16 protein-coding genes and 2 pseudogenes are annotated in these 20,864 nt (G+C 63.4%); 9 read left to right on the top strand and 9 right to left on the bottom strand.

All coding sequences use genetic code 11. The features are described from left to right. Positions 1-21: 21 nt before the first annotated feature. A pseudogene (locus GON09_RS24535) lies at positions 22-423 on the top strand (DUF1156 domain-containing protein); the annotation flags it as partial. Between the two features lie 172 nt (positions 424-595). Here the strand turns inward: GON09_RS24535 and GON09_RS24530 are convergent. Then, a complete protein-coding gene (locus GON09_RS24530; protein WP_213934647.1) occupies positions 596-1,990 on the bottom strand; it encodes an IS1380 family transposase in 1,395 nt (464 codons plus the stop codon). Between the two features lie 236 nt (positions 1,991-2,226). Here GON09_RS24530 and GON09_RS24525 point away from each other — a divergent pair, with 236 nt between their 5' ends. Then, on the top strand, positions 2,227-4,512 hold the full coding sequence (locus GON09_RS24525) for a hypothetical protein (protein ID WP_213934646.1): 2,286 nt from the start codon (positions 2,227-2,229) through the stop codon (positions 4,510-4,512). Positions 4,513-4,524: 12 nt separating this feature from the next. Further along, positions 4,525-7,941, top strand: a complete 3,417-nt coding sequence (locus GON09_RS24520; RefSeq protein ID WP_213934645.1) for a Swt1 family HEPN domain-containing protein — start codon at positions 4,525-4,527, stop codon at positions 7,939-7,941. 168 nt (positions 7,942-8,109) lie between these two features. On the opposite strand, the gene GON09_RS24515 is transcribed toward GON09_RS24520, so the two are convergent. Next, positions 8,110-8,637: an RES domain-containing protein gene (locus GON09_RS24515; RefSeq protein ID WP_307854598.1), complete on the bottom strand. Its 528-nt coding sequence runs from the start codon at positions 8,635-8,637 to the stop codon at positions 8,110-8,112. Between the two features lie 71 nt (positions 8,638-8,708). Then, a complete protein-coding gene (locus GON09_RS24510; protein WP_213934643.1) occupies positions 8,709-9,074 on the bottom strand; it encodes a helix-turn-helix domain-containing protein in 366 nt (121 codons plus the stop codon). A 116-nt stretch (positions 9,075-9,190) separates the two neighbouring features. On the opposite strand from GON09_RS24510, the gene GON09_RS24505 reads away from it, so the two are divergent. Continuing rightward, the gene (locus tag GON09_RS24505) at positions 9,191-10,405 is read left to right on the top strand and encodes a hypothetical protein (protein WP_213934642.1); all 1,215 of its coding nucleotides are present in this window, start codon (positions 9,191-9,193) and stop codon (positions 10,403-10,405) included. 67 nt (positions 10,406-10,472) lie between these two features. Next, on the top strand, positions 10,473-11,975 hold the full coding sequence (locus tag GON09_RS24500; protein WP_213934641.1) for a hypothetical protein: 1,503 nt from the start codon (positions 10,473-10,475) through the stop codon (positions 11,973-11,975). On the opposite strand, the gene GON09_RS29115 is transcribed toward GON09_RS24500, so the two are convergent. From GON09_RS29115 to GON09_RS24485, 3 genes are all read right to left on the bottom strand, one after another. Beyond that, complete coding sequence (locus GON09_RS29115; protein WP_441347328.1) at positions 11,965-12,204, bottom strand: hypothetical protein; 240 nt, start codon at positions 12,202-12,204, stop codon at positions 11,965-11,967. The two genes, GON09_RS24500 and GON09_RS29115, sit on opposite strands and share 11 nt — an antisense overlap. 481 nt (positions 12,205-12,685) lie before the next feature. Then, positions 12,686-13,738 (bottom strand): 5-methylcytosine-specific restriction endonuclease system specificity protein McrC, encoded by a 1,053-nt coding sequence (mcrC, locus tag GON09_RS24490; protein WP_213934640.1) that lies wholly within the window; start codon positions 13,736-13,738, stop codon positions 12,686-12,688. Further along, positions 13,735-15,978: an AAA family ATPase gene (locus tag GON09_RS24485; protein ID WP_244867004.1), complete on the bottom strand. Its 2,244-nt coding sequence runs from the start codon at positions 15,976-15,978 to the stop codon at positions 13,735-13,737. Before GON09_RS24485 ends, mcrC begins: the two co-directional genes overlap by 4 nt. A 187-nt stretch (positions 15,979-16,165) precedes the next feature. Here GON09_RS24485 and GON09_RS24480 point away from each other — a divergent pair, with 187 nt between their 5' ends. Together GON09_RS24480 and GON09_RS24475 are read left to right on the top strand one after the other, a co-directional pair. Continuing rightward, positions 16,166-16,327: a hypothetical protein gene (locus GON09_RS24480; RefSeq protein WP_213934639.1), complete on the top strand. Its 162-nt coding sequence runs from the start codon at positions 16,166-16,168 to the stop codon at positions 16,325-16,327. 121 nt (positions 16,328-16,448) lie between these two features. After that, positions 16,449-17,843, top strand: a complete 1,395-nt coding sequence (locus tag GON09_RS24475; protein WP_213934638.1) for an IS1380 family transposase — start codon at positions 16,449-16,451, stop codon at positions 17,841-17,843. Positions 17,844-18,178: 335 nt separating this feature from the next. On the opposite strand, the pseudogene GON09_RS29110 reads toward GON09_RS24475, so the two are convergent. Further along, a pseudogene (locus GON09_RS29110) lies at positions 18,179-18,328 on the bottom strand (translation initiation factor IF-2 N-terminal domain-containing protein); the annotation flags it as partial. 33 nt (positions 18,329-18,361) lie between these two features. Then, entirely contained in the window at positions 18,362-18,625 is a 264-nt protein-coding gene (locus tag GON09_RS24465) for a helix-turn-helix transcriptional regulator (protein WP_213934636.1), read from the bottom strand. Between the two features lie 181 nt (positions 18,626-18,806). Between GON09_RS24465 and GON09_RS24460 the strand changes: the two genes are divergently transcribed. After that, complete coding sequence (locus GON09_RS24460; protein WP_213934635.1) at positions 18,807-19,394, top strand: hypothetical protein; 588 nt, start codon at positions 18,807-18,809, stop codon at positions 19,392-19,394. 351 nt (positions 19,395-19,745) lie between these two features. Then, positions 19,746-20,492 carry a DUF3560 domain-containing protein gene (locus tag GON09_RS24455; RefSeq protein WP_307854531.1) on the top strand — a complete coding sequence of 249 codons (747 nt, stop codon included), beginning with the start codon at positions 19,746-19,748 and terminating at the stop codon, positions 20,490-20,492. Positions 20,493-20,581: 89 nt separating this feature from the next. Here the strand turns inward: GON09_RS24455 and GON09_RS24450 are convergent. Beyond that, positions 20,582-20,864: hypothetical protein (locus GON09_RS24450; RefSeq protein ID WP_213934634.1), on the bottom strand; the 283-nt coding region annotated here is incomplete at its 5' end.

Here is a 20,864-nt window from a genome sequence, read left to right as displayed (position 1 = left end):
ACGTAGAGAAGGACCCGCCTCGTGACCGCCGACACCACCGCTGTTCCCCGTCGCAAGCTCATCGAGGTCGCGTTGCCGCTGGAGAAGATCAACGCCGAATCGGCCCGCGAGAAGTCGATCCGCCACGGTCACCCCTCCACATTGCATCTATGGTGGGCCCGCCGACCCCTCGCCGCCGCCCGAGCCGTGCTGTTCGCCCAGCTCGTCGATGACCCGTCGTCGTTTCCGGACCGGTTCCCTACGGATGAGGCTGTCGCGAAGGAACGTAAGCGACTCCACGAGATCATCGAACAGCTGGTGGTCTGGGAGAATGCCGGCGACGAAAACCTGCTGCGCCGTGCTCATGATGAGATCCTCGCCTCTACTGACGGGAACCCGCCGCCGATTCTCGACCCATTTGCCGGTGGTGGCACCATCCCTCTAGCCTCAATCTTTCGCGAGTCCCGCGTGCCGGCCTGAGCGGCTTCGGATTGGATGTGGAGACCGTGGATCCGGTGTGCATCCACGCTCGGTCGCCCGACACGGTCGGGTGACGCCGAGGTCCACGGCCCCGAGAACGGTTTCCTTTCGTCTCGATCGGACAGATAAGAACTGGTCACGCAGGCGCAGGAAGCGCTGCGAGCCGGTTCAGGCCGGCCATGAGAACATCGACATCCGGAGCTGTGACGGCCAGCCGCAGACGAACACGGCGGGCGTGTCGGGCGATCCTCCCCGCGATCGACAGCAGCCGCAGCCGCACCCGTTTCGGTTCCCACCGCCGTGCCGGAACCTCGGTCAACGCGAGCATCTGCATCCACGCGAGCAGCTCGCATGCGAGTTGCACGAGCGCCAACCAGATCCGGTTCTGATCGAAACCGTGCAACGGAAGATTCTGCAACCCGGTGACTTTCGCTGCTCGGATCCGGTCCTCGCACCGAGCCCTACGCCGGTGCCGCAGCTCCAGATCGGGCAGTTGGCCTCGGCGGGTGTTGGTGACGAACGCGGTCAGGCGTAGCCCGTCGCGGTCGGTGAACCGCAACTGTGCACCCGGATGCGGCCTCTCCTTCCGGACGATCACCCGCATGCCTTCCGGCCACGTCGACAGATCGAGCAGGTCGGTGATCTCGGCGACCCAGGCCCCGTCGCGGACCTGGCCGTCGGAATCGTAGGCCGGGGTCCACGCCTGGTCAGGAACCAGGTCGATCGCTTCGGCGTGGGCGTCGGTCAACCCGAATCCGACCGAGTACGAGAGCCTGCGCTTGGTCAGATACTCGACCAATCCGTGGGTGCCGCCGGCGCCGTCGACGCGCACCAGCACCTTCTTCCCGACCCGATATGTCGGGTCGAACGGCAACTGCGCGAGTGCGTCCTGCACCACGGTGATGTGATCGGCGGCAGTATTCGACCCGGAGTTGCCCGGCCGCAGCAGCATCGCGACGGGTTCACCGGTACCGCCGGTGCCGTGGTCGACGAACGCGCACAACGGATGGAACCCGAAGCCCCGCTTGAACGTCGGAGCGGCCTGTTCCTTCTCCGAGTGCGCGGTGACCAGGGTGGCATCGATGTCGAGGACCAGCGGATGGGCTTCGTCGATGGCGTGGTCGGGAGCCGATGTGCCGGCAGCGGCCCAGGCGTGGGCTCGGGCGGTGGCGCGGGCCCGTCCGATCGCGGCGAGTGCGGTGTCGACGTCGGCGGCCAACACGCTGATCAGGCGGGAGACGGTGGGATCCGAGGCCACCGCACCGAAGATCTCCGGGTGCGCCCGCAGTTGTGCGATGTCGGCGAGGCAGTCTCCGCCGATCGCCAATGCCGTCGCGAGATCGAGCACGATCTTGCCGGGATCGTGTCGGGCCAGCGGTTTTCGATATGGTGCGAGCTCGGTCGTCAACGCCCCAGCGAGGCCGGTCTTCTCCGCGGTGCGCAGCAGCAGAGCCGCGCCGGCATGGGACACGACGCCGGTTCCGGTGGCCGATGCGGACACGCGAGGGTAGGGGGACGTAGACTTGCTCACCGGAATGGTGCTCCTCGAACTGCGGCGGATATGACCCTAGACAAGTCACATCTTCGCAGTTCAGAGCACCATTCTTTGTATGCGACACTCGGTCGGTTCGCTATCTCCGCGAAAGCCCGAGGCTAGAAGCTCAACGCCTCGGCCTCGAAGCTCACGCCTCCGACCTCAATCCGGTCGCGGTGCTCATTAACAAAGCCCTAATTCAGATCCCCCCGAAGTTCGCCGGACGGCCCCCGGTGTATCCCGGTGCTGCAGACGCTCTAATCACCACATGGCCCCGGGCAACGGGACTCGCCGAAGATGTTCGACGCTACGGACAGTGGATACGCGATGAAGCCGAAAAACGTATCGGCCACCTGTATCCGAAGGCGCAACTGCCGGACGGATCGCAAGCCACCGTCATTGCATGGATCTGGGCTCGCACCGTCACCTGTCCCAACCCTGCCTGCGGGATCGCGATGCCCCTCGTTCGCTCCTGGTGGCTTGGCAAGAAAAAGAACAAGGAAGCCTATGTCGTCCCCACGGTTGTGGACGGCAAGGTCCAATTCACTATTGCCCACGATCCCAAAAAGGCGCCAACGAAGGACAACGACGGCACAGTCAAGCGCACGGGCGCAGTGTGTATCGGCTGTGGGGCAGCTGTTGATCGAGAACACATCAAATCCGAAGGCCGGTCGGGACGGATGGGTGCACAGCTCATGGCGACCGTAGCTGAAGGGAAGCGCACACGGATTTACTTGGCACCGACACCAGAGCATGAGATAACAGCACAGGTCGATCGACCTGGAGACGTGCCAGATCAGGAACTTGGCTACCACCCCAAGGACATTTGGACCCCGCCGTATGGGTTGACGACCTTCGCTGACTTGTTTACCCCACGTCAGCTCACGGCCCTTACTACCTTCAGCGACCTAGTCCGTGAAGTTCGTGAACGCATTCATGCGGACGCGCTTACTGCCGGGATCCCCGAAGATGTCCCTCTCGAAGAAAACGGCACAGGAGCAGCGGCCTACGCGGACGCAGTGACAACCTATCTGGGTTTCACCCTTTCGAAATCGACAGCTCGCAACAATACAATGTGCACCTGGGAAACAGGAATGGATCGGCTCCGCGGATCGTTCCAGCGCCAGGCGATTCCACTGACATGGGACTACGCCGAAGCTCATCCTCTGGAGAACTTTGGCGGAGGATTTCCAGCAGTTCTTCAGTCGGAATGCGAGGTTCTCGAAACGCTAACTACGTTGGGGGTACCCGATGCGTCAAAATCGGAGGCGCGGCAGGCTACAGCTGAAGACCGGATTGGCGCCGGATACGTTATTTCGACCGATCCGCCTTATTACGACAATATTGGATACTCGGACCTGTCCGACTTCTTCTACGTGTGGCTACGTCAGTCTCTCCGCCCCGTATATCCCTCGTTGCTAAGTACGATGCTTGTTCCTAAAGCCGAGGAACTTGTTGCGAATCCGTACCGGCACAACGGAAGAGAAGGTGCTCACCAGTTCTTCGAAAATGGATTTCGGAGAGTCTTTGCAAATGCGCGTAAAGCTGCCATTTCGGAATTTCCTATGACGGTGTATTACGCCTTCAAGCAACAAGAAATTGATTCCAAGGGTGAGGCCTCGACGGGATGGGAAACCCTTTTGGAGGGCATGATTCGTGCGGGTTGGACGGTGGCAGCCACATGGCCAGTTCGAAGCGAGATGGGTAGCCGAATGATCGGTGCTGGCACGAATGCCCTTGCCTCATCGATTGTTCTTGCCCTTAAAGCTAGGCCCGACAACGCTCCGACTATTGATCGTCGTGGGTTCATTAACGCGCTAAAAGATGAGCTGCCTGGCGCATTGCGTGAACTTCAACAAGGTGCGATCGCCCCGGTGGATCTGCCACAGGCAGCTATTGGTCCAGGTATGGCTGTGTTCTCCCGATTCTCGGGTGTGCTGACAGACGACGGGTCGAAGATGACGGTGCGTGCCGCGTTAGCCCGAATTAATGAGATCCTCGACGAGGTCCTAGCGGAGCAGGAAGGCGACTTCGACCCGGACACTCGGTTCGCGATCGCATGGTTCCGCCAGTACGGGTTCGACGCTGGAATGTTCGGTGATGCCGACAACATGGCCCGTGCCCGTAACGCTTCCCTCGAACACTTGGAACGGTCCGGCATTCTGACCAGTCGTGCTGGCAAGGTTGCGCTACTCTCCCCCGAGGCGTTGGGGGAGATCTACTCGGACAAAGAGTACGATCCGGCCGCCGACCCGCACATCAGCACGTGGGAAGTGGTGATGCACCTGTCTCGCGCTCTGACGGAGAAGGGTGTACCGGTCGCTGCGGCGTTGTTGTCCCGGGTACCGGAGTCGATCGATCGAGACTTGTGCAAGGAACTGGCGTTCCTGCTGTTCACCATCGCCGAGGACTCGAAGCGTACCCAGGTGGCGATCGAGTTCAACTCCCTCGGTACGGCATGGAACGACATCGTCGCCGAATCCCGCACCGCCTCTACCCAGCTGATGCTGGACACCTAGAAGGAACCTGTCATGGCTGTGAGCAACCGCGACCGGATCGGTCGGATCTTCGAGCTTCTCGGTCCCGCGCTGGACGAGTTCCACACCTACGTGCTCGCCAAGAAACTGGAGGGCGGGGACTGGACGGCGCTCCTGGCGGCGCGGGACAAGACCAAGGGTGCCGGTGCGGCGAAGACCTATGTGCGTACCGACCCGCAGAACGGGCTGCGGATGATCACCGAGCAGATCCCCAACCAGATCCAGAAAGGGTGGTATCCGTTCACCGATCATCTCTCCCGCACTGAGCAATCCTGGGCGACGGAACTCAAGGATGTGCGCAACACCTGGGCGCACAACGGATCGTTCACCGCCGACGATGCCTACCGGGCGCTCGATACCGCCGAGCGGTTCCCGCGTGCGATTGGGGCTCCGGATCAGGCTGATGAGGCCCGGCGCTCACGGATCGAGCTGATGCGTCTGAATTCGGAGAAGCAGGACCGCAAGGTTGTCAAGACCTCTGCGGCGGCGGAGGTCGGCGCCGACGGTCTCGAGCCGTGGCGGCTGGTGCTCAGCCCGCATCAGGATGTGCAGAGCGGCAACTTCCACGCGGCCGAATTTGCCGCGGACCTGGCGATGGTCTCCCGCGGTGAAGGCGATCCTGAATACACCGATCCGGTGGAGTTCTTCGCCCGCACCTATCTGACCGAAGGCTTGAAGGATCTGCTCGTACCCGCGATGCGGCGCCTGTCCGGTGACCCGAATGCGGCGCCGATCATCAACCTGCAAACCAACTTCGGTGGCGGCAAGACCCACTCCATGCTGGCGGTATGGCATCTGGCGTCCGGCCGGCCGCTGGTGGACTATCCGCAGGAAGTCCAGGATCTGCTCGCCGGCACTGAGCTTCCCGCTGCCCGGCGGGTGGCGCTGGTGGGTACCCAGATCAAGGCCGGTGCGGTGAAGGTGATGCCCGATGGCACCCGCATCAACACCATCGGCGGTTTGCTGGCCTGGCATCTCGGCGGCCCTGAAGGCTATGCGATGGTCGCCGAATCCGACACCAACCGGCTCAACCCGAGCGGTGAAGCACTGCGCGAGCTGTTCCTGCGGTTCGGCCCGTCGGTGATCCTTATCGACGAATGGGTGGCCTACGCCCGCTTGTTGTTCGGCCACGAGGAGCTACCCGACGGCACCTTCGATGCGCAGTTCACCTTCGCCCAAGCCCTCACGGAGGCGGCCAAGGCCGTGCCTGGCACGTTGGTGCTGATCTCCATCCCCGCCTCGGCGGAGATGAAGGACGGCGAGTACGTCGGTGACGAGGAAGAGGTCGGCGGGCAAAACGGCCGCGAAGCATTGAAGATGCTGCGCAAGGCCGTCGGCCGTGTCGCCGAGCAGTGGCGCGCCGCCAACGCCGAGGAAAGCTTCCACATCGTCCGGCGCCGGTTGTTCGAAACCCCGGATAGCACCGCCCTGGCGAAGATCAACGCCACCGCCAAGGCGATGGTGGCGTTCTACGTCAAGAACAGCGGCGAATTCCCTCGCGAGGTCCGCGAATTGGACTATGAGGAACGCATCCGCCGTTCCTATCCGATCCACCCCGAACTGTTCGATCGGCTGTATCAGGACTGGTCCACCTTGGAGCGGTTCCAGCGCACCCGCGGTGTGCTGCGGCTGATGAACGTCATCGTCGGTCAGCTCTGGCGCGAGAACGACACCGCCCCGCTGATCATGCCCGGCTCGATCCCGCTGCGCGCCGACAAGGTCGTCACCGAACTGACCCAGTACCTCGACGACCAGTGGAAGGCCCTGATCGACACCGACGTCGACGGACCGAACTCCGCCCCCGCCCAGGTCGACAACACCAACCAACTGCTCGGCCAACGCCTGACCACCCAGCGCCTGGCTCGCACCGTGTTCATGGGGGCCACCCCGACGCTGACATCGGCGCACAAGGGCTTGGACAAGCAGCGGATCTTCCTCGGCACCGCCCTGCCGGGGGATGTGCCGGGCAACTTCCATTCGGCGTTGAACCACCTGGCTAATACCGCCACCTACTTCTACAACTCCGGGTCGCTGTACTGGTACGACACCCAAGCCAACACCACCCGCACCGCTCGCGACCACGCCGAACGCCTCCACAAGGAAGACGTGTGGGCCGAGGTCGTGCGCCGCCTGCAGGAGCACCGCAAGACCGCGACGGACGGCTTCGCCGGCGTGCACGTTGCCCCCGACTCATCGGCGGATGTGCCGGACGTGCCGGAGGTGCGGTTGGTGATCGTGCCGCCCGCGCATCTGCACAACCGCAAGGCCAAGGCCGACTCCCCGGCGGCGATCTGGGCGAAAGACGTCACCGAACACCGCGGCAGTGCCGCCCGCGCCCACCGCAACATGGTCGCCTTCCTTGCCGCCGATGACGCCCGCTGGGCCGAACTCGACAGTGCGGTTCGGGACTTTCTGGCCTGGTCCTACATCCGCGATAACGCCGATAAGGACCTGAACCTCACTGCCGCGCAACGCCAGCAGGCCGTCGACCGGGTCGCCACCCACAATCAGGCCGTTGCCGACCGGTTGCTGCAGACCTATCACTGGGTGCTCGCTCCCACCCAGCGTGATGCCACCAAACGCCTCGAGATCGAAGCGTTCAAGGCCGACGGCACCACCACCGATCTGGCCGCCCGCGCCGCCGCCAAGCTACGTAACGAATCGCTGCTGACCCTCCAACGCAGCGCCGGTCTGATCCGCCACGACCTGTCCGGCACCCTCAAGGCCGCCTGGGACCGCGAGGGACACATCAGCTTCGGCCAGTTGTGGGACTACTACACCACCTACCCGTATCTGGCGAGGCTGCGTGATCGCACCGTCCTCGAAGAGGGGGTGCTGTCGGTCTCTCGCGAGATGTACTGGCAGCAGACCGGTTTCGCGCTGGCTGTGGACTGGGACGGACAGAACTATCTCGGACTGGTGCTGCCGTCCGATCAGGTGAGCGTGCCGCAGATCACCGATGCGCTGCTGCTGGTCCAGCCTGACCGTGCCGAGGCGCAACGCGCACGCGAAATCGCCGAGCACGAGGCAGCCAAGGATGAGAGCGCATCTCAGCGCGAGGGTGATCACCCCGGCGGTGACGAGGACACCTCACCGATTGGCGGTGCGACGGTCCAGACCACCACGGGCACACGCACGGGTAGTCGCAATGAAACAGGGGAGACCGCGCCGGCGGCGAGAACCCGATTCTTCGGGTCCACCGCCCTGCACCCGGACTTCTACGCCCGCGACTTCAGCAGGATCACCAACGAAATCATCCAGCACCTCGCCGCCGCCGAAGGGGTGCACCTCGAAGTGCGCGTCGAGATCACGGCCACCACGCCGAACGGATTCGACGAGAACAAGATCCGCACGGTCAGCGAGAACGCCACCGTCCTCAAATTCGATCAGGCCGGGTTCGAAATGGACTGAATCGAGCGGGTGATAGGTGCCGTAGGCGCCCAGCTACGGAGGCCTACTCGCGGAGATGAGAACGGTTGGGAATCGTGGATTGCTGACGGTTACGCATTAGGGGCCATCGAGCGCCACCTCTACTGGTTCTCGGTGTGGAACCGACGCCAGCGAGTGTGGGCGGACTGTTCAGTTGATGTCTCGGACGATCCGAAGCCGTCCTTGGCCGGGCTTGCGGGGGTCGGCAGGCAATTGCATCCACGGCTCTTGGGTGACAGCGGTGGGTTCTTCCTCCGGCGGCAGCAGGTCGGTGAACAAGGCCAGGGTGTGTCCCATGTCCGTCGCGGCAGGGGCAATGAGGCCGTGAAATCCGAGCTGGTGCGCGGCGGCGGCCACGTTCTGGCAGGCGGCGTAGGCGCGACGATCTCGGGGCGGAGACTGAAGCTGCGCCATCGACAGTTCCGCCAATGTCCGGTTCGTGGCGGTACGCAGGTCCAGGATCTCGGTGACGGCCACGGTGGCGGTCACCAGCACCCGCGGGGCGATGTTTGCGGCGATCGCCGGATCGTCGATCGGGTCGACCAGGTGTCGGTATGCTTCGACGATCACCGAGTTCCGCGGTTGTCCCAGGTACAGCACCGGAAATCCGTCCGCGGTACCCCACCGCCCGAGGGCTACACGTCCGTCAAGAGCGGCGTGCGCGTACCGGAACGGCACGTGCCGCTGCCAAGTGCCGGAAACCTGCGTTGGTGTCGCCTGCGACAGTCGGACAGCGAGGGAGTCCACGGTTACATGCCTCCCGCGACCCAGCGAGCCTCGTCGAGGACCTCGTCGATCCGTCCCTCGACGAGCAGGTCAATCGGGCGTTGCAGATCGAGGTTGCGGTTGCGCGAGTGCAACCAGATGCCGATGCCTTCCTCGGTATACGAATCGTTCAGCAGATCGACGATCGCTCGCAAATCGAGCAATTTCTCCACCGACTTGCCCCGGGGCGTGTTCTGGCCGCTTGCCCAGTTCTGCACAGACCGGGGGCTGGCGCCCACGGCATGGGCCAGCTCGGTCTGAGTGATCCCGGACCGGGTGACCTCCTCGATCACCCGCATGTAGGTCAACGAACCGCCGGAGTCGGTGTCTCGCCTGCCGCGGTCGGTCATCGCCGACGTGCCCTTTCCGTCATAGCATCATCATGCTGCATACCCAGTTGCGGTGCAAGTTGCGGATTCAATTTCGTATTTCGCTGCTACTCTAGTGGGGATACGAGGAGAGCATCATGACTGAACTGCTGATTCGCGCCACAGTCAACGATGCCGCCCTGCTGCGGCGGCTGTACGGGCTCGGCGGCACCTGCCGCGCCGCCGCGGTGCCCAGTCGGATCGTCGTCGACGCCCACACCCCGGTCGGTGGCTCGGAGATCGCCGCCATCGCCCGTCGTGCCGGAGTGCCGCTGCTCATCGATCCACAGACGTTTTATCTGCAGGATCGGCAGCATCCGGAGGACAAGTGGGCGAAACTGCCCTTCGCCGACCCCGCCCGGATGACACCAGGGGACCTGCACCACCCGGCGCGGCGACACGCGGTGATCGAGCGCAGCATCGAGCACCAGATCGCCCATGGTGCGACCGCGATCATTCCGCCGTACGTCCATCTCGAGAAACCGACCAGTGAATGGATCGAGGTGCAGGCCGAGCTGTGGCGCGCTACCCGACGGTACTTGGATGGCAGCGGCCTCGCGCTGCCGGTGACGGCGGTGTTCGCGCTCGGATGGCGACTGTTGCATCCGGTACAGGGACCGAAAGCGCTCGCCCCCGTGCTGTCGGCGCTGGACATGCTTGCCCCCGCCGAGGTTGCGTTGGCAACCTCGAAGGTCGGCGCGGGAGTCAAACCCGCCGATCGCCTGATAGATCTGATCTTGATGATCGAACGGCTACGCCCGAAGTATCCGGTGCTGGCCTGGCAACAAGGAGTCCTGGGTCAGGCGTGTGTCGTTGCCGGGGCCGCCGGGTACGAAACCGGTATCGGCTGGCGAGAGAAGTGCGACCTGCAATCGAAGATGACCGAACATCGACGTCCACCGTCCGGCACCGGCCCGGGACCCCGGCCGGTCTATGTTCGCGCTCTCGGTCACAGCGTGCCGGCCAAGACGGTGGCGGCGCTACATGCACACCGGACCCTGTGGCGTGATGTGCTGTGCACCGACCAGCGGTGTTGCCCGCCTGCCGGGACAGCCATGCTCCATGATGCCCGCGCTCATGCCGTGGTCAGTCGCGCCCTGTCCCTCGCCCATCTCGACACCATCCCGCAGCCGGTGTGGCAATGGCACCACCTCGCCGATCAGGCGGATGCCGCGGTGAGCCTTGCTGAGAAGGTCAATCGCATCGCCGCTACCGACCCCGGCGTCTGCCGGGTCGACCTGGCCCCGCTGACCGCAATCCGGACGGTGGCGCATCACCGCCGTCACGACGGCCGCTTCCGCAAGGTCGCCTGACGGCATACCCGAGCTGTCGCCCACACCACCGCGACCGCACCGAAGACCCAGGGCTTATTATCCGCAGGTGCAAGGATCCGGACCGCTCCGTGAGGGCTCCATCCCGAGTTGGTGGCAACGAACGACGCTCGCAGAGGAACGGAAACGGCTGGTTGCAGAAGCAGCTCGTCCCGACCAATTCGTTGAATCCGAGAACGATCGAACCCGCCTCGCAGAGGATGAGACGGTACGACTCGGTGCGCTCATCCTTGCAGAAGCGTTCACTCCGGCTTCGATACAGCGACTGTATGGCGCTATCGATTCTTGGCCAGTAAATCCCCCCGCATACAAGAATGACCTGAAAAGAAAAATTGCGAACTGGAGGTCATCTTCAGGATACGGTGCGTGGCAGTCCGTAACGACGTTCACCAAACCCGGAAACCGGTTCATTGGCTCGGCTGTGAAAGACTCGAACGTTCCAGATCCAATCGAAGCCGTGCATCTCTTTGCCATGATGGCATCCCCTTCAGTGACGCTAATTGTCGCGGTGTTCATTCCTCATGATTCAGATGGCGATTTCAGCCCGATCCTTTCAAAAGACTTTCCAAATGAGGTGCGAAACGTTCGCATTCGACTTCCGGGACCGATGGGCACAGTACGCGCAAAAAACCCATGGTCACGCGCAAAGAACCCGTACTACTCGATGCATGTCGCATATCCGTCCATTCTGAAGCGCGAGGCAGTCGATACGAAAATTGCATACCTCGAAGCGCATTGCTGGGAATGGATGTCCGGAATGGGTGTGGGCCGATTCGGTTCCATCCCCTTAGATGACCGACCGTCGATGAGACTGTTCGTAACCGAGGGCATCGAGCCATTTGGCGACCGACGACACGCGCTCCAAGCCGTCGACCTGGACTATTCAACCCAACTGTGGAGCTACGAGAGCCGGAACGATTACTATTTCGCTCTTGGTGACAGCTACGGGCCACAAGAGCGGCGAGTTGCCGTGATCGCCGCGACTCGCGATAACCTCAATTCTGTGACAGGTGCCGACAGGTCTGCTGGCCAAGCATCGATCTTAGGGCTAGTCGACGCGTTCTCTCGTAACCACACCGAATTGATAGGGGTCTGGGCGCTTGCGCAACTCCTCGACCGCTATCGACATGAGATCAGCAGTATTCGTGATTCGATCACACAGGACAGATCATCGATTAGAACGGCTCGGCGTCTGAATGAATTTCTCTGGACCGATGGAAATGATACAACGATCATCGCGAAAGATGTCGCACGCCTCACCGCTAAAGACAGCTACTTCGGACACCGCATCGACCCGTTGATCGATGTAAATCAACTTCAACATAGTTCAGATGCTGAAGTTCCGCCTAAATACCTTCGACAAGAATTACGCGAACAGTTGAACAAATCTGCTAGCGACCTGGTGGATGAATCGGATGCCGCGATTCGATCAATCTCGTCCTCCAGCCAACTCCTGCAATCTATTTCAGATACTAATCTGCAGCGTATGATACTTGCATTCACAATCTGTGCCGTGGTTATCGCCCTGGTTGCCCTTTTTGTCAGCGGCTGACTTTTATTCCGGTCACTTCCTTTACTTCAAGTGCCGGTACAGCGTCGTGCGGCCGACCCCCAGGATCTCCGCGATCTCCGGTCTGACTCATCCCGTTGTCGCGAATCAACTTCGCCTGCCGGATCTTGTTGGGGTCATCTTCGGTGGCCGCAGCCAACCCAACCTGGGTGCGTTCGCGGATGAGGTTGCACTCCACTATCTGGACCACAGGGAAGACAACCGTTGCCATCGAGGTTGCTCGGAAGTCCGAGAGCCTCCGATGAGGGCCGGGACAATCATGGCGTGCCGATTCGCGCGGTCTCAGTGGTGTGCTGTAAGACGATCCTTAGACGGGACGGCTCGGGAAGGTCGAGGGAGGAATCTCGACCTTGCGGAACGATCCCGCACCTGTCCCGGTTACGTGTCCTGCATGTCAGTCCCGCATCGCTGGCCTATCCCGGACTATGTTTCCGCGCGGACGGAGACGGTGCTGCCTGCCGTCCCTCCTGGGGATCAGACGGTGTGCGACCAATCCTGGTGGGCTTGTGGTCAGAGGTCGAGCACGTCGCGTGCGGTGGCCGCAACGGTGTGATGCGGGCCGGTGAACGCCCCGGTGCGTTGTTCCGGCGAGGAGTGCGAGAGCGCCGAGCACGGGGGGTTGGTGATGGCGGCCGGCGGAGTACGGGATTGAAGTCAGCTTCGATGCATCACGTCCTTGTAGGAACAATGTGTTAGCTCTGAAGCCATGTGACAACGTCTTCGAGCTGAGCGCTGAGTTCGTTCCATGGACGGTTGAGATCGAGTGTTCGCGCGCCGATGCGGTTGCCTTGGACGACGACGTCTAGTCCGGGCTGCGCAGGTGCTTCGGTACGCGCGTAGAGCAATAGCCCGCTGACTGAGCCGTCACGGTTCACATCGGCGTTCTTCACGTACGTCAATACTTGGTACAGATTGGTCGAGTGGACAGTCGACTTGCCCCACATCCCGGCCTGCATCGATTGGCCGTAATATTTCGCATCAATGATGAGTGCCCGGTGTCCACGCCGCAGCGTGACATCGGTGCGCATTACCGGGAGCTGTTCGGCTCCGAGTGCGCCTGCATCGTCGTAGTCCCACTTGACGGTGGAGCCGGTGGGGGAGAGTTCGGGGTGGTGGACGATGTAGTACTCGCGCAGGAATCGTTCGTACAAGCTGCTCATCGCGTCGTCCGAGACCCATGAGGTGAGCTTGGTGCTTCCGGCGTCCTGTGTGGGGAGGAGCCCGCGGACGATCAGTTCACAAACGCCGAGCAACAGTCGGTATGTGGCGGTGGTGCGGTGGTAGGTCAGCGTGCGCCAGCGGATCGATGTCGGCGCGATCAGCGTCACCGCGTCCAGGTACGGCAGAAGCCGACGCAGCGCAGCCCGGCGGGGTGCGGCGACATCACCGTGGCGGAGGAGTAGGACGATGACCGACTTCAGCGCCTGGTTGTGGGGCGTGTCGAGCTCGTACTCATCGAACTCGCACACCAGCTTTCCTCGGAACGTAGAGCGAGTGGCTGCGGTGCGAGTGATATCGATACGTCCGCGAATGGTGGCGAGCGCTTCGCTGCGGTGCAGGTAGTCGCGGTGAAGACCGCGCTTGACCTGTGTGCCGACGCCACGCACGAGGATCTCCGCGAACAGATCGTGAAGATGGTCGAAGGCCTCGGCTGTGATTCGGTCGTTGCCTTCGCTGCGGATCGCTCGGAAGGCATAGGCCATCATCACGTACACGTTGCGGATGGCGATGGACCTCTGGGTCATGCGACGGCGGCCCTGAGTCGGCCGGCCCACTCCTCGGCCGTGGTCGGCTCGTCGAACCAGTACTCGTCGAGAAGGGGGATGAGTTCGTCCTCGACCACCGAGTACAGCCATTCGTCGTCGGTGGCGTCGTCTGGAGGGCTGGAGAGGAAGCTGTGTCCGATGGCGAAGCCCTGGCCGAGTGCGGGGTCGTCGGCGATGGTCTTGTTGAGGTCGATGACAACTTCGACGAGACGGTCGAGGGTGGGGCTTCCAGCGTCTTGTTGCCAGCGAGTGAACCCGGCCGAGTGGAAGCCTGGGGTCATCTCGAAAAAACCGAAGCGACGACGCAGTGCGTAGTCCAGGACGGCAAGGCTGCGGTCGGCGGTGTTCATCATGCCGATGATGTGGACGTTGGCAGGGACCGAAAATCTCTCGTTCTTGTATAACAGTCGGAGTTCTTGTCCGCGTTTGTCGGCTTCGATAAGCATGAGCAGCTCGCCCAAAATCTTGGAGATATTGCCGCGGTTGATCTCGTCGATGATGAAGAAGTACGGCCGGTCGGTGTCGTCAGCGCGTGCCTTCTCGCAGAATCGGTAGAACGGCCCTTCAGCGAGCGTGAAACCACCGGTCTCGGTGGGCCGGTATCCCATCATGAAGTCCTCGTACGAGTAACTCTGATGGAACTGGACCATCTGGACCCGACTCGGATCCTTCACGCCCATGATCGAGTATGCCAGGCGCTTCGCCGCGAAGGTCTTCCCGACACCGGGCGGGCCAGCGAGGATGACGTTCTTCTTCCGCGCCAGCAGGGAGTGCAAACGCTCGTATCGCTCCTCTGACAGGTAGACCTCCTTGAGGAATGCCGCCTTGTCGTAGGTTGGAAGGGGCGTCGGAGTTTCGAGCAACTCCGGCTCTTCCTCGCCGGCGATGAGCTCTTCAAGGTTCTCGACGTAGTCGTGATAGCTCGTGATGTCGGTCAGCGTCTTGATTGCGGCATCCCCAGGGTGCTCCCAGGACCCTGTATGGGTCCACTTCACTGAGCGCACGTGGCGATACGAGGTGCGACCCGGCTCGAACCGAGCGCTGGAGGTGACCTCGCCGCGCCCGACGATCTCGCGCCGCCCGCGCTTGGCATAGATGATGTCGCCTACGGCGATCTCGTTCTGGAACTCCCATACCGCAAGAACGTCGTTTCTCAACGTCCCGCCGGTCCCCTCGACGTCGAGCGCCTGTCGAATCGACTCTCGACTCGGGTATGTAGCGAGATCGTCGAGCTCGTCCCAACCGATCGCCATGATGCCGCTGGAGGAGAACTCGTCCCACTGTGAGGCCTGCCGGCCCGGGGAGTAAAGCCAGTAGTGGCGTGGACGAGGCTCAGCCACCTCAGCGATCTCCGCTGCTGTGAGGGCGGATTCAGCGCGGGAGGCGTCCCAGAGCTCTGCTACCCCAGGCGTCCAGAAATGGAACGGTCCCGCGACCTCGCGAGCCAGGGCGGCGCGGATCGCCAGTAGATCGCGGTCGATCGAGCCGGGAGTGTCGCCCGATGCCCCGCCGATCCGATCGGCCAGACCATCACGGATTTTCTTCTTCATCGAGGCCGAAGAGATCGGCTCGAACACATCGGGTCGCGCAAGGAACTGCAGCGCGTTGCGGATGTCGGAGCGGTCGTCACCGGAGGTGAGCATGACGCGCTGCAGCTCCCACGGATCGCTTCGGGCCGATTTGCGCTCGGCCTCTGACAGGTCATTCCAGTGGCGCACGAAGGTCGAAGCCCAGATGACGTGTCGCCACAGTGCCCCGTTGTACCAGGAGCCCGGTTCGAACCCTGCGGTTCCGGCTGGGCGGGCCAGCCAGGTAGACATTGGCTCCGGGATTGCCAAGGGGGAGTCGAGATGCGTCAGCACCCGGTCGACGTGGGCCTTGCGTGTCTCGGGGCGGGCCGACCGAATTGCGTGCTCTCGTAGGAAGACGAGTTCGGCTGCAAGGAGCACGACCTCACGAGATGCTCCTTGGAGTTGCCGGTCGAGCTTCTCCCATTGGCCCTGGTCCTTTCCGACGATGGGGTTGTCCCCAATTCTGGTCCGAAGTTCTTCTGCCGCCTCAGCTGTCCAGATCGTGGTCGTCGGGTCGATCACGGACCGACCGTCTCCGAGCATGTGAGTGAACACCTCGCCGATCTCGCGCGCGATCTTCATGTCAGGGACCGGCCGTGAAGCTTCGAGGGCAAACTCTGAGTCGACGTCGAAGTAACCTTTGGACATGTCTGCAGTCTGCCGGATCGTTGCAAGATAGGGGCGCCCCGCGATTCGCGATGAAACCCTCTAGTTCTACTCGGCCGGGACGTTGGTAGCAGGCGTGTCACACCGCCGGAGCGGCCGCGCGACGCGGTGAGCGGGTCGTTCCAGTTCAGTCGCCGACGAAGTCGTGTCGGTTCTCCCAGGTGGGCCGGTGACGGTGCTGCTCGTCGATGAACAGAGTGAGCGCGTGTCGTTGGTGTGGGGGCGCAGCATCGACTGCGCGTTGCGTGATGTGTGTGTGAAGGATGCGTATCGGCAGGTGCCGTGTCGACGGCAGAAGGTTGAACTCAGCGGATCCAATCGCAGCAACTAGCCCGGGGCTTTCACGGAAATTCGACCTCAACCCGTGTCACACAGAAAGAAAGGTGCTCCGACCTGCGATAATTCGACTTGTCTAAGGTTGAACAATCGCGTGAGCCAGGAGCACCCTTCAGGTGAGCAAGTCTACGTCCCCCTACCCACACCTGTCCGCATCGGGTACCGGAACCGGCGTCGTGTCCCATGCCGGCGCTGTCCTGCTGCTGCGCACCGCCGAGAAAACCGGCCTCACCACAGCATTGACGACCGAACTCGCTCAGTTCCGGAAACCGTTGGCACGCCACGATCCTGGCAAGATCCTCCTCGACCTCGCGCTCTCCCTGGCGATCGGCGGGGACTGCCTCGCCGACATCAACCAACTACGCGCCCACCCCGAACTGTTCGGCCAGGTGGCCTCCGACCCGACTGTCTCCCGCCTGATCACCACCCTCGCCGGTGATGCCGACACCGCTCTCGCCGCGATCGGACGGGCCCGCGCTACCGCCCGCGCCCACGCCTGGACCGCCGCCGGGTCGGTGGCACCCGATCACGCCATCGACGAGCACACACCGCTGGTCATCGACATCGATGCCACCCTCGTCACCGCGCACTCGGACAAGGAATCTGCTGCCCCGAACTTCAAACGCGGCTTCGGGTTTCATCCGCTGTGTGCGTTCGTCGACCACGGTGAGCACGGCACCGGTGAACCCGTCGCGATGCTGCTGCGCCCGGGCAATGCCGGTTCGAACACCGCCGCCGATCACGTCACTGTCGTGCAGGGCGCCCTGGCGCAGTTGCCGTTCGACCCGGGATATCGGGTCGGGAAGAAGGTGCTGGTCCGGATCGATGGTGCCGGTGGCACCCACTCCTTGATCGAGTATCTGACCAAGCGCAGGCTCTCGTATTCGGTGGGATTCGGGTTGACCGACGCCTATGCCGCCGCGATCGATCTGGTTCCCGAGCAGGCATGGACTCCGGCTTACGACTCGGACGGGCAGGTCCGGGACGGGGCCTGGGTCACCGAGATCACCGGGCTGCTCGACCTGTCGACGTGGCCGACCGGCATGCGCGTGATCGTCAGGAAGGAGAGACCGCATCCGGGTGCGCAGTTGCGGTTCACCGACCGTGACGGCCTGCGGTTGACGGCGTTCGTGACCAACACCCGCCGCGGGCAACTCCCCGATCTGGAGTTGCGGCACCGCCGTCGGGCTCGGTGCGAGGACCGGATCCGGACAGCGAAAGCAACCGGGCTGCAGAATCTTCCGCTGCACGGGTTCGATCAGAACCGGATCTGGCTCGCGCTCGTGCAACTGGCATGCGAGTTGACCGCGTGGATGCAGATGCTGGCATTCACCGAGGTCCCGGCGCGGCGGTGGGAGCCGAAACGGCTGCGGCTGCGGGTGCTGTCGATCGCCGGGAAGATCGCCCGCCATGCCCGTCAGGTTCGGCTGCGGCTGGCCGCGACGGCTCCCGGTGTCGATGTTCTCGTGGCCGGCCTGAACCGGCTCACCGCGCTACCTGCACCTGTGTGACCTGCACGAATCTTCATTTATCGAGTCGAAAGGACACTCAGTTCGGGGCCGTGGACCCCGACGTCACCCGACCGTGTCGGGCGACCAAGCGTGGATGCACACCGGATCCACCGCCTCCACCATCGAATCCGAACTGGTCAGGCCGGCACGCGGGACTCACGAAAGATTGAGGCTAGCTGGCGGATGTTATTGATTACGTCCGATGCAGTCGGTTCTCGGACTGGATTAGCGCTCCACCCATAGATGGATTTCTCGGTCGAACTTTGTGCCGGCTGGAGGCTCGGGCGAACTGCCCTCGCCGGTCCCTGCCTCTGAGGGGCTGATGCCGGTTGTGGGAAGCGCTTCCTCAGCTCGTTGGCCGCAGGTGCCTCTACGGTGCTAGACGCGGACTTGACGAACTCGCCTTGTTCCTTAAGGGCGTGAAGTACTTCTCGTGATGTGACGCCCAGCTCTTGGGCGAGTTGGTGTACTCGGAGCTTCCCCATTTTGACCCTGCCTGAGTTCTTTGAGTGTGGAGACTATTCGGAGTCAGTGCCGGTGTTCTTGGTGCGCCGGCGGGGTTGGCGTAGGTCGGTGCGTGCGCCGCGTCCTGGACGGTTGCGGGCCCATTCGACGATCTCGCTGCGTTTCCACAGGGGTGTGTTGCCGATCTTCTCGACCGGTTTGGGGGCGTGGCCTCGGTTGACGTAGGAGTGGAAGGTCACCGGCTTGATCTCGTTGCCGGTTTCTTCCTTCAGTACCTCGACGCATTGCTGTGCCGTGAGGCGGTTCGGGTTCGCCATTGCTTCTGGCCTTTCGTTTCTCGGGGCCACGGTCATCGCCGGGTGTGCCGGGGTCCGGTTCTCGAAACTTTACATAGCGGAATTGCTTTGTGGAAACGTGTGGGCGTGCCCGGAGTTGCAACAATACAAATAAGTATTGTAAAGTTGTGAGCGAAAGAACGACCGAGGTAAGGGGAATCGGATGTCGATCATCACCGTTATGGCAGCGATTGCGCTGGCGGCACTGCTCGTCTGGACGATCGGCGCTCCGATCGCTCGCCTCGGTGGCGCCCTGCTGGCGATCGCCTCGTTGCTGTGCATCGTCTCCGGCGACCCGATCGCCACCCGCGCGCCGCTGCTCCTGGTCGGTGCGGCGCTGTGGCTGGCCGGTCACTTCCTGACCGCCTACAAAACCCGGACCTGGTCCTCGCGGCTGGCCGAGAACATCGTGATCCGCACGCCGTTGCGCTATCTCGATCCGGTCCGCGGCTACGAGCACCGCCATGCGCGCCGCATCGCTACGGGCAGCACGCCGGAGTCGACCCCCGGCCGGATTCACTCTCAGGCCGACGACTTCGCGCAGTGGGAGCGGGAACTGACCACCGACACCGCTCCCGCAGTCCCGACTCCGTCTGTCCGCCCCGTGGCCAAACGCGTCCCCGTCCGCCCGGCCGGGCCCTCGCGCGGTGCCGTCTACGGCAAGCGCGCAGCCAAGATCGCCACCAACATCGCCGTCCGCAAGGTTCCCGGTGCCCGCGCCGCGCGCTCGGCCTGGCGGTTCGTGCGCTGACCGCCTCTTCCTCCGGCTCACTTCATCCGCACACACGCTCAGAAAGGGTGGACCACTCATGTCCGCACTGACCATCACCCACACCCACGCCGACGGCACCCTGATCGACGGCACGAGCCGTGGTGACGGCTCCGCCGAGATCCTCAAGGCCCAGCGCTGGCGCTGGTCCTTGAGGATCTCGGGTCCGGGTACATCCCGCAGTCGCGGGACCGCCGCGCCAAGCGTGCCCAGATCGACGCCACCGCCGCCGCGCTGCGCGCCGCCGGATTCACCGTCGACGTCGACATCGACGACACCTACCGGCCCACTGCCGATGTCGAGGCCGACAAGATCGCCCGCCAGGCCGCCCGCGTGGACGCTCTCGATGCCAAGGCCGACCGTAAGGCCGGCACCGCCGAGGCCGCGTGGGCCGCCGACCAGGCCGCGCATGATGCGCTGCCCGAGGGTGGCGAGCCGATCAAGGTCGGCCACCACAGCGAGGCCCGGCACCGCCGCGCGGTGGAAAAGTCCTGGAACGCGCTCGGCAAGGCCGTGGCAGCCGAGCGTGAGGCCGCAGCCGCGCGGGGCCGCGCCGACGCCGCCGCCGAGACCACCGACCGTCGGTACGCCCCGGTCACCGTCGCGCGCCGGATCGACAAGCTCACCGCCGAGCTGCGCCGCCTCGAACGTGACCGCGACGGATACACCCGGACGCTGCACACCAACCAGCAGACCGGCCACAAGTACGTCGAGACCCACGAAGCTGCAACCAGGGACTACCGCGAGCGGGTACTCGCCGAGATCGAGCACACCGCCGACGAGCTCGCCTACTGGGAAGGCGTGCGCGCGCATCAGATCACCGCAGGCACCGCCGCCGCCTACAGCCGCGACGTTGTGGCCGTGGGCGATCTGGTGCGGTACGCAGGGCACTTCCACCGAGTCCTCAAGGTCAATGCGAAATCGGTGACCGTCGGCTCGATCGTCGGAGGTTCGTGGACAGATCGCGTCCCCTACACCGAGATCCGGGGACTGCGCGATGCCGACGGCCAGGTGGTGCGGATCGTCGACGGCACGCGGGTGACCGAACCTGAGACCAGCACCGAGACCGGCGCGGCTTGACCTGTGTCGTTCTTCCCGGGGCGCTCGGACAGCCCGAGCGCCCCGGCCTCGCGACATGGAGACGATGGGAGAAAACATGACCAAGACGCTCACCAACCGCCCGCGGCGACGAGATCGCCGTCGGGCAGCTGTGGACGGACGATCCGCGCCGCACCACCGTGCGGACGCTGCGCATCGACGACCTCGTTCGCGAGGGGAACCTGGGTTCGCGCGCGGTGTGCACCGTCATCCGCTCCCGCGACACCGACACCGGGCAGACCACCGAGCCCGGACGTGTCGTGTCGATCAACATCGACAGCCTGCACACCACCGCCGGTGGCCGTGGGTACCGTCTCGCCGTGGACGATTCGCGTCCCTCGCACTGAGTTGTCC

This window comes from Rhodococcus sp. B50 (genome assembly GCF_013602415.1).
Taxonomy (GTDB): domain Bacteria; phylum Actinomycetota; class Actinomycetes; order Mycobacteriales; family Mycobacteriaceae; genus Rhodococcus.
Note: the sequence above shows the minus strand (reverse complement) of the source record. Positions and strands in the feature narration are given on the sequence as shown.

Bases quoted from the DNA above. Each gene is read 5' to 3' on its own strand.
- GON09_RS24520 (WP_213934645.1), top strand. From the start codon at position 4,525: ATGGCTGTGAGCAACCGCGACCGGATCGGTCGGATCTTCGAGCTTCTC.
- GON09_RS24510 (WP_213934643.1), bottom strand. From the start codon at position 9,074: ATGACCGACCGCGGCAGGCGAGACACCGACTCCGGCGGTTCGTTGACC.
- GON09_RS24505 (WP_213934642.1), top strand. From the start codon at position 9,191: ATGACTGAACTGCTGATTCGCGCCACAGTCAACGATGCCGCCCTGCTG.
- GON09_RS29115 (WP_441347328.1), bottom strand. From the start codon at position 12,204: ATGGCAACGGTTGTCTTCCCTGTGGTCCAGATAGTGGAGTGCAACCTC.
- mcrC (WP_213934640.1), bottom strand. From the start codon at position 13,738: ATGACCCAGAGGTCCATCGCCATCCGCAACGTGTACGTGATGATGGCC.
- GON09_RS24485 (WP_244867004.1), bottom strand. From the start codon at position 15,978: ATGTCCAAAGGTTACTTCGACGTCGACTCAGAGTTTGCCCTCGAAGCT.
- GON09_RS24465 (WP_213934636.1), bottom strand. From the start codon at position 18,625: ATGGCGAACCCGAACCGCCTCACGGCACAGCAATGCGTCGAGGTACTG.
- GON09_RS24460 (WP_213934635.1), top strand. From the start codon at position 18,807: ATGTCGATCATCACCGTTATGGCAGCGATTGCGCTGGCGGCACTGCTC.